Source organism: Chlorogloea sp. CCALA 695 (assembly GCF_003003885.1).
In the GTDB taxonomy this organism is placed as follows: domain Bacteria; phylum Cyanobacteriota; class Cyanobacteriia; order Cyanobacteriales; family Chroococcidiopsidaceae; genus Aliterella.
Genome location: NZ_PVWN01000040.1, coordinates 1 through 13,493 on the forward strand (window position 1 = coordinate 1; position 13,493 = coordinate 13,493).

The 13,493-nt window shown below is 42.3% G+C and carries 14 protein-coding genes; 9 read left to right on the forward strand and 5 right to left on the reverse strand.

Going from position 1 to position 13,493, the window contains the following annotated elements; genetic code table 11:
• Positions 1-184: 184 nt before the first annotated feature.
• A complete protein-coding gene (locus C7B70_RS26445) occupies positions 185-340 on the forward strand; it encodes a hypothetical protein (protein ID WP_158260519.1) in 156 nt (51 codons plus the stop codon).
• A 406-nt stretch (positions 341-746) separates the two neighbouring features.
• Here the strand turns inward: C7B70_RS26445 and crtO are convergent, their stop codons facing one another.
• Together crtO and C7B70_RS17375 are read right to left on the reverse strand one after the other, a co-directional pair.
• Positions 747-2,441, reverse strand: coding sequence for a beta-carotene ketolase CrtO (gene crtO / locus C7B70_RS17370; protein ID WP_106370269.1), 1,695 nt, complete (start codon positions 2,439-2,441; stop codon positions 747-749).
• Between the two features lie 91 nt (positions 2,442-2,532).
• Positions 2,533-3,273: a DUF2993 domain-containing protein gene (locus C7B70_RS17375; protein ID WP_106370270.1), complete on the reverse strand. Its 741-nt coding sequence runs from the start codon at positions 3,271-3,273 to the stop codon at positions 2,533-2,535.
• A 175-nt stretch (positions 3,274-3,448) separates the two neighbouring features.
• Between C7B70_RS17375 and C7B70_RS17380 the strand changes: the two genes are divergently transcribed.
• The 7 genes from C7B70_RS17380 (at position 3,449) to C7B70_RS17410 (ending at position 10,606) form a co-directional block, all read left to right on the forward strand.
• A complete protein-coding gene (locus C7B70_RS17380; RefSeq protein WP_106370271.1) occupies positions 3,449-3,916 on the forward strand; it encodes a tetratricopeptide repeat protein in 468 nt (155 codons plus the stop codon).
• Positions 3,917-3,946: 30 nt separating this feature from the next.
• Positions 3,947-4,825: a YihY/virulence factor BrkB family protein gene (locus tag C7B70_RS17385; protein ID WP_106370272.1), complete on the forward strand. Its 879-nt coding sequence runs from the start codon at positions 3,947-3,949 to the stop codon at positions 4,823-4,825.
• Positions 4,826-4,897: 72 nt separating this feature from the next.
• Complete coding sequence (locus C7B70_RS17390; protein WP_106370273.1) at positions 4,898-5,398, forward strand: DUF4112 domain-containing protein; 501 nt, start codon at positions 4,898-4,900, stop codon at positions 5,396-5,398.
• A gap of 45 nt (positions 5,399-5,443) precedes the next feature.
• On the forward strand, positions 5,444-6,457 hold the full coding sequence (locus tag C7B70_RS17395) for a cysteine hydrolase family protein (RefSeq protein ID WP_106370274.1): 1,014 nt from the start codon (positions 5,444-5,446) through the stop codon (positions 6,455-6,457).
• A 112-nt stretch (positions 6,458-6,569) separates the two neighbouring features.
• The gene (locus tag C7B70_RS17400) at positions 6,570-7,703 is read left to right on the forward strand and encodes a universal stress protein (RefSeq protein ID WP_106370275.1); all 1,134 of its coding nucleotides are present in this window, start codon (positions 6,570-6,572) and stop codon (positions 7,701-7,703) included.
• A gap of 75 nt (positions 7,704-7,778) precedes the next feature.
• A complete protein-coding gene (locus tag C7B70_RS17405; protein WP_106370276.1) occupies positions 7,779-8,948 on the forward strand; it encodes an anhydro-N-acetylmuramic acid kinase in 1,170 nt (389 codons plus the stop codon).
• Between the two features lie 95 nt (positions 8,949-9,043).
• Positions 9,044-10,606 (forward strand): serine/threonine-protein kinase, encoded by a 1,563-nt coding sequence (locus tag C7B70_RS17410; RefSeq protein ID WP_106370277.1) that lies wholly within the window; start codon positions 9,044-9,046, stop codon positions 10,604-10,606.
• Positions 10,607-10,770: 164 nt separating this feature from the next.
• Here C7B70_RS17410 and C7B70_RS17415 read toward each other — a convergent pair whose 3' ends face one another.
• Complete coding sequence (locus tag C7B70_RS17415) at positions 10,771-10,959, reverse strand: NblA/ycf18 family protein (RefSeq protein ID WP_009633391.1); 189 nt, start codon at positions 10,957-10,959, stop codon at positions 10,771-10,773.
• 168 nt (positions 10,960-11,127) lie between these two features.
• Between C7B70_RS17415 and C7B70_RS26450 the strand changes: the two genes are divergently transcribed.
• Complete coding sequence (locus C7B70_RS26450) at positions 11,128-11,301, forward strand: hypothetical protein (RefSeq protein WP_158260520.1); 174 nt, start codon at positions 11,128-11,130, stop codon at positions 11,299-11,301.
• On the opposite strand, the gene C7B70_RS17420 is transcribed toward C7B70_RS26450, so the two are convergent.
• Together C7B70_RS17420 and C7B70_RS17425 are read right to left on the reverse strand one after the other, a co-directional pair.
• Entirely contained in the window at positions 11,298-12,977 is a 1,680-nt protein-coding gene (locus C7B70_RS17420; protein ID WP_106370278.1) for an AarF/ABC1/UbiB kinase family protein, read from the reverse strand. The two genes, C7B70_RS26450 and C7B70_RS17420, sit on opposite strands and share 4 nt — an antisense overlap.
• Before the next feature lie 164 nt (positions 12,978-13,141).
• On the reverse strand, positions 13,142-13,465 hold the full coding sequence (locus C7B70_RS17425; protein WP_106370279.1) for a DUF6825 family protein: 324 nt from the start codon (positions 13,463-13,465) through the stop codon (positions 13,142-13,144).
• Positions 13,466-13,493 lie beyond the last annotated feature (28 nt).

A 13,493-nucleotide genomic window follows, 5' to 3' on the forward strand; every position in this document is an offset into this window, starting at 1 on the left:
TTCGGTAGAGGCAGATAGGGTGTCACGCCTGAACCTGGCGAGTAGGACTTTCACCTACATCAAACTGAGAGTTCAGCTAGACTTAGGAGTCTTGGCTGGAGTAGTTATGTACGGACTTTCACCGTGATTTACTACTCAACGAATCGCACGCCGTTTATAAATGTACTAACTTTGGAGTTTGGTAATGACATCATCGATTTATTTAGCCGCTCCCTTGTTTACCCAAGCAGAGGTAGCCTTTAATCAAAGCTTGGCTGACCAATTAACGGCGGCTTGTTACTCCGTTTATTTGCCACAGCAGCAATGCGCGGGAACTACAGACCCGATAAGAACTATTTAATATTTGTATTCGGGGTTTAGATGCCGCCAGTATGGTACTGGTAATTTTAGATGGCACTGATGCGGATTTACCTGCGGCGCAAACTGCACGTATTCCCTAGGTTGAAAAAATTGTTTAATTCGCGGCTGTCTATGCTGTCCTTTGCCGATTAATGAAAGTTCGTGCCAAGATTAAGAGAATCTCTATTGGGGAATCGTAATGTCTAAAGAGAAGAAAAGCAACAAAGAAACCAAAAAGCCAAAAGCGCAGGCTGAAGAATCTAAAAAAGAAAAGAAAGATCCTAAAAGACACGATGGCTTAGGAGGTAAATAGTTAAGGGAATACTATATAAGCAATCAGCGCGATCGCATTTCAGTACAACGTTGATAGAACAGTTTGTAGGGAAAATGCGATCGCATTCTTTCTTTTAACTTCCTTTAAACACTGATTCCACCGTTGATTTTATCGACTCTCTTGCTTCTTTAAACTTCTGCGCGATGGGTTGTTGGTCGTGTAAGAAAATCCTCGCACAATTGCGCCCAGGCATTCCCGAAATAGAACCACCGGGATGCGTCCCTGCGCCTGTAAGAAACAATCCTTCAATCGGTGTTTTGTAATTGGCAAGTTCCGGTAAAGGGCGGAAAAATATCATCTGGTCAAGAGTCATATCAATGTGATAGTAATTGCCTTTATGCGCTCCCAAACGTTCCCCAAGTTCGGCAGGACTTTCTACCCGACGGGCGATAATTGAATCTTTAACATTGGGGGAATAGTCGGCTAACTTATCAATTACTCGGTCAGCTACTTTATTTTTTAGCTCATCCGTCCAACCCGTACCCTTTAAACCTGTACCTTCAGCGCCAGCAATTTGATAAGGGGCAAAAAATTCAATCCAAGCTGTATGTTTACCGTCAGGAGCCATTGAAGGGTCAAGCATGGTAGGAACTACTAAGTACATAGAAGGGTCAGAATCGGGAATTTCGCCCAAAGTACACTTACTATGAGCTTGTTCTACATGAGTAACGGAATCGGCTATTAGTACCGAACCAATTAAATAGCTGTCATCGTGGTTGTGATGTTCAAAATTAAGGGGTTTATCTAAAGCTAAATCTATTTTGAGGATAGTTTCGTTATTGTTGACGATGCGGCGATCTAATCTTTCCCGCAAATTTGGATCGGCGCTATTAACGTCACCCTCATCGATAAGGTGCAGAAATACCCTTTGAGCATCAATATTTGAAATTACCCCTTTGTTGGCGCGGTACTCAACCCCTCCGGCTACTCTTACTCCTACTGCCCTACCGTTATCAATTAATACTTTTTCTACGTGCTGGTCGGTCAGAACTACCCCACCTTTGCTTTTAACCAACTTCAATAAAGCTTGTACTAGCGCCCCTGTACCGCCACGAGGTCTTGACATTCCCGGCTCGTGCCGCATTGCCATCATAATCGCCCCCACAGCGTTAGTTTTTTGAGAAGGCGGCGCACCGAGTTCGGCACATAATCGGGCTAAAGGTGCTTTGAGAAACTCGCTATCAAACCATTCATTAAGGACATCTTCGCCACTACTAAGCATAGTCCGAATAAAGTCTAGGGTTTTAAACGGCGAACCAATCACAGAAAATAAATCTTTCAGCTTTTTGATATCGTAATTGCCAGCAATATCAATAATAGACTTGGGAGGAGCGTTGAACATGGGAATCATTGCCCCTAGTACCCGTTGCCAAAATTCTGTATATTCTTTGTACTTTTTAGCATCGCGATCGCTATATCTAGCAATTTCGGCGCAAGTTTTTTCTAAAGACTTATGCCCCAAAAAGTATTTACCGTCAGGATGGGGACAAAATACTACCGGATCGCATTCTAAATACTCTAACCCGTATTTTCCTAGTTCTAGTTCTTGCACTACTGGCCCTAGGTGGATAAATTCATGATCGATCGCACACAGATTAAACTTAAATCCCGGCGCTTCAGTCGGCAACGATTCTTCGGTAGTAGCTGCACCCCCTGGAACAGAACGCTTTTCCAATAATAAAACGCTATAGCCAGCTTTAAGTAAATAGGCAGCACAGACTAAACCATTATGTCCTGCTCCAATAATCACCACATCATACGATTGCATAAAGCCTTGGCTCCAGATCCCTATTTCCCGATTTTAGAAAAAAGTTATCCAAGATACAATAGTTATGTAGTGCGATATCGCGCATTTAAGCTCATGTTTGCGGGATTTCGCTCACATGAGCTTCGGTGTAAAGAGTTAATTTACCTGGGTGTACTTCTAAGTTTTTGATGCGGATTGCCATTTTTTCTAGTTCAATAAAAGGCAATTGGGTTAGCTGTTTCATCTGTTGTAACAAGGCTACTGCTAGTTCAAGAGAAATATTTTGCCCGTCTTTACACAAAAAACTTTCAATTAGTATGGGCATATTGGCAGTACGGGGACGAATTACAGCATTAAACCCCAGTAACCTAGTCGTACCCATTTCCGTTAATAAAGCGCTGCCATCGACAACTATTTTGCCCTCACTGGGTAACAACAATTCTATTTGTTGCATTGCCATAGTTACAATTTGCCCGTCTACATCAAGTTCTAGCTTTGGCATCTGATTTTTAACGTAGTCTGAGCTTAGAGTGTGATTTAGATCCTCTTGGGTGACAACAAACTTGGCGATCGCATCTACCGGATGAGTTAGTTCTATTTGCCCAAATAAAGCGCTCAGGGGGTTAATTGCCACTTTATCTAGGTGCAACTCCATTTCTTGAACCCGGATGTCTGCTTGCAGCACTAAGCCTTGTCCAGATATGTTTACAGCATCGGCTTGTCCTTGAATAACCTTAAGTAAGTCGGTGCGAACATCTACATCAAGTTTTTCTGCGGAATCTAATTGACTAGACAAGCCTAATTGGGCGGCTTGGGCGATCGCTTGTTCATCTAACCTAGGACTATCAGACATAAAAAATTACCACTTGTCTACACTCTACTACTGCCTAATTTAGAAGCTGAACTGAGACAGTGTATCTGCATCATGGTGGACTTTTGTTTTGGTTAAAAAATTAGACGGCGGCGGAGCGATCGGTTGGTGAACCTCTGTTAAGGTTACTCTCTATATAGGTAATGGAGAGCTACAAATGGTCGACTCTGGACAAACTCATCTAATTGCGGCGGTTGTCGTTGCTGCAAGCTTAATTGCTCTATCTTTTTTTGTATGGGAAGGGATAACTATGTCATCCCTTTATGATCGCGGTGTTAAGTTGTACCAAGAAAAAGACTATCAGAATGCAGAGTCTGTTTTTATCAAAGTGCTTTCCAGACATCCCAGTAACGATGTTGCACGTTTGCTGCTAGGAGAATCGTTAACAGGGCAAAATAAACTAGAAGAAGCGGTGACTCAATTTACGACGCTGATTTCTCGCGCTCCTAAAAATGCCGAGGCGCAAGTAAGATTAGCAATGGCTTTAATGAAGTTAGAAAAAGTAGAAGCTGCCACATTATCTCTACAAAAAGCCCAAGATTTGTATAAGTCTCAACGCAACGAGCAAAAATCTGAGCAAATCGAGCAGTTATTGCAGAGTATTTCGACTGGTAAAAATATCTAATTTCTCCTTGGTACGCCTTCTATTCTTTCTATGTTCGCAACTCGCTTTGTTAGGTTTTTTCAATATCTGCGTTGGGCTACAATCAAAAAAACTATTGCTCGTGTAGGCGAACGAAGGCTACTCGGGTTATCTTCAGAAATTGCTTACAATGCTATGCTGTCCTTGTTTCCAGCTATTTTAGCTATTTTTACAGCGATCGGTTTATTTGAAGAATCTTTGCAATCATTCTTTAAAGATTTAGCAGTACAAATTAGTAAAGTTGCCCCCAATGAAGCGTTAGTATTGATTCGGGATTTTGCCAAACAAATTACCCAAACCAAAAACAGGGGCTTATTTTCTCTCAGTTTTATTGTGGCAATTTGGGCAGCTAGTGGGGCATTAAGTGCGGCTATGAATGCCTTAGACCAAATTCATCAAATACCCTCTAAACAAGTTCGTCCTTTTTGGAAAGCTAAACTTATTTCTATTGGCTTAACTATCGGCACAATTTGCTTGCTGGTATTAGCTTCTTTTTTGATTTTTATTAGCGACTGGTTACTGAACTTTTTTGTCCGGGAGAGTGGTTTTGTTGCTTTGTTAGTAGTTTGGCAATTGCTGCGCTGGCCCTTAGCTTTAGCGATCGTTTCTACGGCTTTTGCCTTTGTTTATCGCTATGGGCCGAGTGTCTGGGATGCTGGTACGCCAATTATGCCCGGAGCTTTCTTAGCTGCTATTTCTTGGGCGCTAGTGTCTGGTTTATTTCGGCTGTATGCGTCCAATTTTGGTAACTATAATCAAGTTTATGGCGCAGTAGGGGCGGTAATCGTTTTGATGCTGTGGCTGTATATGAGCGCCGTAGTGCTACTCGTGGGCGATCAACTCAATGTTACTGTGGGTGAAGCGATGCGGACAAAATTACCTAAGCACTAAATCTAGCTAGAGGTACAGCGCGATCGCAACTTAATTATGTTTCGATACATTAAAGCGCAATAATTTAAATCCATGTCTCAGCCGTCTCAATTTGCCTCTATGCTTGCTCCGTCAAAACTTGCTACGCTCAACCGTTTGCGGAAGTTTAGCCGCCTGCTGGACAATGCTGTGGGCATTCCTGGGACAAAGTTTCGCATCGGCTTAGATCCCATACTAGGACTAATCCCTGGCGCGGGGGACTTTTTAGGGACGGCTCTTTCAGCTTACTTAGTAATAGAAGCGGCGCGCTTAGGCTTACCTAAAGAAACTTTATTTAAAATGGTGTATAACATTGTTTTGGAAAGTGCCGTTGGTACAGTACCAGTAATTGGCGATTTGTTCGATGTTGCCTGGAAAGCCAATACAAAAAACTTTGAATTAGTCGAAGCTCATCTCAATATTCCTCAAGCAGTAGAAAAGAAAAATACCTGGTTTATTTTTCTACTGATAGCTGGCTTATTTATATTCAGCATAGGAATATTAGCTATTAGCTTTTTTACACTTAAGCTACTGATTAGTGTCATAACTGGCTAAATATCTAAAATAAAAGTAAGTGTTACGTTGAGCTTACTTACATATATGCAGACAAAAACCCAGTTACCGATTCCCCCACACTTTGAAGCGCAAAAAGTAGGGGAAGTCTGGCGCGTACCTTACCTTGAAAGGGCGCAGCAAGCTAGAGATTGGGCAAACCTACACCATATTAAGCCAGCTTTTGAAGATAAAAAACGGACTTGTCTGTTGTTGATTGACGTACAAAATACGTTTTGTATTCCTGGCTTTGAGCTATTTGTCGGCGGACAATCGGGAAATGGTGCAGTAGAAGATAATAAGCGATTGTGTGAGTTTATTTATCGCAACTTAGGGTCAATAAGTGCGATCGCACCTACTTTAGATACTCACACAGCAATGCAAATTTTTCACCCGATCTTTTGGATAAATGCCGAAGGAATCCACCCAACTCCCGCCGCTACCAACATTACCCCAAAAGATATCGAACAAGGCAAGTGGAAAGTTAACCCCGCCGTTGCCTATAGTTTAAATTTGACGTACGAAGTTCTGCAAAACCATGCCCTGCATTACGTCAAGCAACTAAGCCAAAATGGTAAATATCCATTAACAGTATGGTTTTATCATTCTATGCTTGGTGGGATTGGTCATGCTTTAGTTTCCGCCGTAGAAGAAGCAGTATTTTTTCATTGTATTGCCCGTGACAGCCAAACTCAATTTGAAATCAAAGGAAATAACCCTTTAACTGAAAACTACTCAGTTTTGCGCCCAGAAGTGCTAGAAAGCTTTGGGGGAAAACAGTTAGCCCAAAAAAACACCCGCTTAATCCAGCAATTGTTAGATTTTGATAAAGTTATTATTGCTGGACAAGCAAAAAGTCATTGTGTAGCTTGGACAATTGACGACTTGCTGACAGAAATTCAACAAATCGATTCAAGTTTGGCAAAAAAAATATATATCTTAGAAGATTGTACAACCCCTGTAGTAGTCCCCGGCATTGTAGACTATACCTCACAGGCGGACTCAGCCTTTGAAAGATTTGCCGATGCTGGAATGAACTTAATAAAATCCACCCAATTCTAAACCACCATTGGGAATTGAAAACCTCTTAATCACCAATTCCCAATCACCAATTACCCATTCCCAATTACCCATTACCCATTACCCATTACCCATTACCAATTCCCAATTCCCAATGTCAACTACAAACTCTTTTATTCGTTCGGCACGTCGGGGTAAGCATAAAATATTTATTGGTATGGCTCCTGGTGTAGGCAAAACCTACCGGATGCTAGAAGAAGGCAAAATGCTCAAACAAGAGGGAATTGATGTCGTTATTGGGCTAATAGAAACTCACGGGCGTAAAGAAACGGCTCAAAAAGTCCTTGATTTAGAGATAATCCCCCGCAAGCAAATTGAGCGCGGGGAGCTAACTTTAACAGAGATGGACACCGAGACAATTATCGAGCGATCGCCAAGTCTTGTATTAGTAGATGAATTAGCCCATACTAATGTACCCGGTTCTGCCACCGAAAAACGCTATCAAGACGTAGAACTAATTTTAAATGCGGGAATTGATGTCTATTCTACGGTAAATATTCAGCACCTAGAAAGCCTCAACGACCTAGTAGCTAGGATAACAGGGGTTGTAGTCCGAGAGCGTGTCCCTGATCGCCTGTTAGAGGAAGCTGACGAAGTTGTAGTAATAGATGTCACCCCCGAAACCTTACTCGAACGCCTCCAAGACGGGAAAATTTACGCACCTCAAAAAATTCAAGAATCCTTACAAAACTTTTTTCAACGCCGCAACCTGATTGCGCTGCGAGAATTAGCGCTGCGGGAAGTCGCCGACAACGTAGAAGATGACGCAATTTCTTCAACCCCCGCCGAAAAATTTTGTAACATTCACGAACGAGTTTTAGTTTGCGTCTCTACTTATCCTAACTCCATGCAATTGTTGCGCCGGGGAGCAAGAATAGCTGGGTATATGAATGCGCCGCTTTATGCTGTGTACGTCGCCAATCTTGATCGCTTTCTTACCAAAGAAGAAAGCCTGCATATAGAAACTTGCTACAAACTTTGTCGAGAATTTGGCGGCGAATTTATCCACATCAAAGACCAAGATATTCCAAGTGCGATCGCTCATGTTGCCCAAGATAGGCATATTACCCAAATTGTAATTGGCGAAAGTCAGCGATCGCGCTGGAAAATGTTATTTCAAGGTTCCCTAACTCAGCAATTGATACGATTGTTAAAAAACATCGATTTGCACATCATCGCTACCGAAAAAATCGCCGCCCCGTCACAATTAAAGGCAGAAATTAAATAGGCGATCAGGCTTAAACTTTAAATTAAGGGTAGAATCTATGCTTTCTAACCCTAAAAATAACAAATCTATTTTAGTATGACTCGTGTAATTGGTTTAATTAGTGGTACGTCTGTAGACGGTATTGATGCGGCATTAATAGACGTAACAGGCACAGAATTAGACTTAAAAGTTGAACTTATCGCTGGAAAAACCTATCCTTATCCCCCCAACTTGTCAGCGCAAATTTTGGCAGTGTGTGGCGGGGAAAAGCTATCAATGGCAGCATTAGCGCTGCTTGACGATCAGATTGCTTGTAGCTTCGCCTGGGCCGCTCAGGAGATTCAAAACAATAGCGATCGCGCGTCACTGATTGGTTCTCATGGGCAAACAATCTATCATAGACCTCTAGGCAAAGTAATTTCCCCTAACAACTTAGCTTATAGCCTCCAACTCGGTAGAGGAGACTTAATTGCTCAAATAACTAAAATTCCCACTATCAGTAACTTTCGCGCCGCCGATATCGCCGCCGGGGGAGAGGGAGCGCCCTTAGTTCCCAAAGTAGACGCTTATCTTTTAAGCCACGAAGAAAAATATACCTGCGTCCAAAATTTGGGTGGAATTGGCAATGTAGCTTACTTACCCCCACGTAGCCAAGAGAATTGGCTAGATAAAATTTGTGGTTGGGATACGGGTCCAGCCAATTCCCTTTTAGACTTAGCCGTACAACATTTCACGAGTGGCGCTCAAACTTATGACCATAATGGAATCTGGGCTGCAAGCGGTACACCTTGCGATCGCTTAGTAGAGCAGTGGTTACACCAAGATTTTTTTGCACAGCTACCCCCTAAATCTACCGGGCGAGAGTTATTTGGCTCTCTATACCTACACCAATGTTTAGCCGACATGGAACCCTACGAACTTAGTCCCGCCGATAAATTAGCTACCCTAGCCGAATTAACCGTTGCTTCTATCGTCCATAGCTACCAAACTTTTTTACCCCAAAAGCCCGACCGAGTGCTGTTGTGTGGCGGTGGCAGTAAAAATCTCTACCTTACCAATCGGTTGCAAGCTTTGCTGCAAAGCGCCGCCGTACTGACTACCGATGAAGTAGGATTAAACGGAAATTTCAAAGAGGCAATTTCTTTTGCTGTGTTGGCATACTGGCGCAATTTAGGGATTGCTGGCAATTTACCTAAAGTTACTGGTGCAAAACAAAAAATGCTCCTGGGAGATATTTATCAAAGTTTCGCCAATGTTGTTAGTTAATACTGTAAAAGAAATGGGTATCCTAAGTTCGTCACCTCCTGTAGCTCCAAGATTTAGCTCGCTTACAAGTTCTCCCTTGATTGAACCGTTATCCTATGACAGATCCCAACATTGGTCGTTTATTAGCTAAACGCTATCAGATTCAAAAACTAATCGGTACTGGAGCGATGGGGCAAGTTTATTGTGCCAATGATATTTTGTTGGGTGGCGTACCTGTAGCTGTCAAATTTCTTGCTCTCTCCATTCAACACAAAAAAATTCGGGTTAAAGAGCGCTTTGAAACTGAGGCTAAAACTTGCGCTTTATTAGGACAAAAAAGTATTCATATTGTCCGTGTGATGGATTACGGTGTAGACGAACAGGGGACACCATTCTATGTTATGGAATATTTGCAGGGAGAAAACTTGAATGATGCTGTCCGGCTCACTCCAATTACTCTACCTAGGTTTTTGAGTTTATCGCGGCAAATTAGTCTAGGTTTACAATGCGCTCACCAAGGTATTTTAGTTGATGGCGAAATTTGTCCAATTATTCACCGGGATGTTAAGCCGAGCAATATGCTTGTAGTTCAAGATCCCAGTTTTGGCGAATTGGTCAAAGTATTAGATTTTGGCATTGCTAAACTAATGCAAAGTGATAGCAATCAAACAAAGTATTATCTGGGAACTTTAGCTTATTCCTCTCCCGAACAAATGGAGGGCAACGATATCGATCCGCGCTCTGATATCTACAGCCTGGGCGTAATGATGTATGAAATGATTACAGGGAGTATGCCTTTTCAGGCAAATACTGAATCTTTTGGCGGTTGGTACAAAGCTCATCATTTCCAAGTTCCCCGTTCTTTTGCCTCTACAAACATTAAACTTATTATTCCCAAAGCAGTAGAGGAGTTGATACATAGTTGTTTAGCTAAGTCTCCGGGCGATCGCCCCCAAACAGTGGGAGAAATTATTGCCGCGATCGTAGCATTAGAACGAATGCAAAGTATAGGAGTAGTACCTAGCGCCCCGCAGACCCTCCCACCGCCACCGCCCAAACAAGAAAGCATTAACCACTCCCTAACGATGGGAGCGCCATTTTTAGATCGATCTTTTTCTGACGACCCAGTTTTTCTACCTACAGCTTGGCCCAAAAATAAGCCCATCGCCGATATTGTCTTTCCCCAACCCATTCGTACCAAAGGCGAAATTATTTCTGCGCTCTGGGTAATGCTACCTCAACAGGAAATTGAAAAACGTTTGCAAGGTGCGCGTTTTAACCAGTTTTTGTTTATCAGCACCCCTCACCCAATGATGCTTTGGATTACAGCACTTTACAGTTCTCAACATGGTGTCAAGTGGCTAGCCTATTATATGGATTTAAAAACTCGTCAAGGTCAAGAAATAACTAGGCTATTAGGAGAATCTGGCTCTTACCGCTTGTTGCTATTTGCCAGAGAATCTCCAGAGTGTGCTTGCAAAATTTTGTTAATGGCGATCGCGCCAGTGCAGCGCCAACAACTGCAACAATGGGTAATGACTAGCCAAAATCTGGTTTCTGTTGCCGAGCCTCAAGTTAGTAAAGGTTTGCTCCGGCAAGAGTTTGAGAAGCTTAAACCGCAGATTTTAGCCAAGTTGCAACTTTCAGGTTTAGATTCGGTTTTTAGTGCTACTTTGTAGAACTTGTTATTTAGATGTGACAATTATTGCTTTATTAATAAATTAAAGTTTTTTCCACCCAGCTTTTTTAAGGTAACGCCCCGACAGCCCCGGCTAGTTTCTGCTCACAGAATTTAGCTAGAGTTGGAGGTCGCCCTTGGTAGACTTAAAAACATTAACTGAGTTTAAACTCCCCCTTCAAAGCCCCATTGGTGCTTAATTAGCTCTTTATAAGTTGCTTCGCGCATTACCATTTGCTGATATAGCTTGACTAAAAAGTCTTGAGCTTGTTCGTGGCTCATTTGCTGTACTTGAGTTTCAAAGGAGCGAATGCTGAACTGTTGTTCTAGTGATAGTTCAATTGGGTTACTCATGATTGACTCCAACAAAAAATATAAAGACGTGGATAGCATTTCTGCTCAGAAGCTTGGCGCTTTGTCAAAATTAACCTTGCTGTATTAACAAATATAACAACTATTTGACAAACTGCACCTACTTCTAAATGCGTAATTACATATAAACCTTAAGAGATAAATTTAACAATGGGGTTAATACGGAAAACTACAGGTAGTTCTAGCAAGTTGACAAGCTTAAGAATGCTCAAACTGAACAAAGCTAAGTATATGTACTTAAAAAAACGCAGCAAAGGAGTCTTTGCTGCGGAATTGGGAATTGGGAATTGGTCAATTACCCATTACCCATTACCCATTACCTAAAATGTTTTATCGTAGCGATCAAGTTGGACAATAGTTTTAATCAAGACAAATCCTAAAGCCCCCGCAACCGTTGCCGCGATCGCCGCCAACCACAGATAATGATTAATTAGCAGTAAAGTAGCAGATAACGTCAATGTACTAGCTACCAAAGCATAGATAGTAGCTAAGGCGATATTGCTTTGACGACGCATCAGGCGCTCAGTTTCAATGGAACGGACTCGCATCCGAATATCGCCGCGTTCTAGCTTGTCTAAAGTGTCTTCTAACCGTCGTGGTAAGCCTAAAGCAGTATTGCCCACTTGCGCCGCTTGACGACCTAATTCATTGAGAAAAGTATTGCCTTGCGAACCATTACCATTTGTCATAATTTCCATTGCAAAAGGTTTTGCAACCTCCATAAAACTAAATTCTGGATCTAAACCTTTGCCTACGCCTTCTAAGGTTGAAAAAGCCCGCATTACAAAGGTAAAAGTAGCCGGAAAGCGGAAAGGCTGATCGTAAGCAATCTCGTAAAGATCCTCACTAATGGCGCTGACGGATTGATTCTCAAACGGTTGATCCATAAAGTGATCTAACATATACTGAATCGAGCGCCGCACTGGGCCCATATCATCAGTAGGTGCGATCGCCCCCAGTTCAACTAAAGAAGCAACTACTTGATTGGCATCTTTTTGAGCAATACCAAATAGTGTTTTCATTAATTGCTCTCTAACTCCTGTCCGAATTTGCCCCATCATCCCAAAATCGTAAAAAATTAACGAACCATCAGGACTAACAGCAAGATTACCGGGGTGAGGATCGGCGTGGAAAAACCCATGATTAAGCAACTGTCTTAAGTAAGATTCCGCACCTTGACGAGCTAAAAGCTTACGGTCTAAACCCGCCGCTTCCAAGGCTTCGTAGTGACTAATTTTAATGCCTGGGACGTATTCTAAAGTTAGCACTCTAGGCGAAGTGTAACGCCAATAAACTCGCGGTACTTTTACCCAGTTGTGGTCGCGGAAATTGCGGCGAAAGGTGTCCGCGTTGCGCCCTTCATTTAAGTATTCTATTTCTTCCCATAAAATTCGGCAGCATTCCTCATAAATGCCTAGCCAATCTCGACCTTTACCCCATTCTGGGTGACTTTGAAAGTAACGAGTAATGGTTTTGAGAATAGTTAAATCGATTTCAAATAATTTTTTTAAGCCGGGGCGTTGAACTTTAATGGCGACAATTTCCCCCGAATGGAGGGTCGCTTTATGAACTTGACCTAAACTAGCGGCGGCGATGGGAATTTGCTCGAAGGAGTGGAATAATTCTGGTAAACTCTTTCCCAACTCCTGCTCAATAATTGCTTTGGTTTGCTCGTAACTAAAAGCTGGAACTTTGTCTTGAAGTTTGGCAAGTTCGTCAACATATTCGCTGGGGAACAAATCGGCGCGAGTAGAGAATAATTGACCGACTTTAATAAACGTTGGCCCTAACTCTAGCAAGGTATTACGAATCCAAACCGCTTGTTCAATCCGTCGAGCCTTGCGTTTTTCTTCGGTAACTCCGCCGCGATAACTCCAAGATTTTTTGTTGAGCCAAAAACCCGTCATTAAAGACAGCACAAACGACCATATGTCAAAGAATCGCCGATTTCGAGAGTAATTATCTCGATTCCAGCGATAGGAATTATCTTTATACACCATCGAACTACGCTTGAATTTGCCTTTAGTTTTGATGGAATTTTTGACAGGAGGAGAAAGAGACACTCGAATTCCTAATCTTTATTTTTGCAGGAGGTCAGAAATAAATACAATGAGATGTTTTTGGGGTAAATCCCTACAAACATAAATCTAATTTTCGTCCCCACTTAGATAGAATTACTACGGTGGCGTTGTAATTCAGCTCTTAGTAGCGCAATTTCGGCTCTAAGTTCATCGACGGTTGCTTGTACGTCCATCGATGGAGAACTAGGAGAGGAATAGGTTGTAGTGCTACCACTAGAACTACTGGCTGCTTCTCGGTTGGCTCGTTCTAGCACTTCAGTCGTAAATTGGCGCAGGCGTTCGCGCTGTTCTGCATCAAATTTACCTAGTTCGCTTAAAGCATCGGTTAAAGCATTTTCTAAATGTTCGTTGGCAATTTCAGCTACAGCCCGACCAACAAAAAAGGCATGAATCAAAGGATTAGTCATAGGTTGTTTCTGCATTCCATACGCAAAG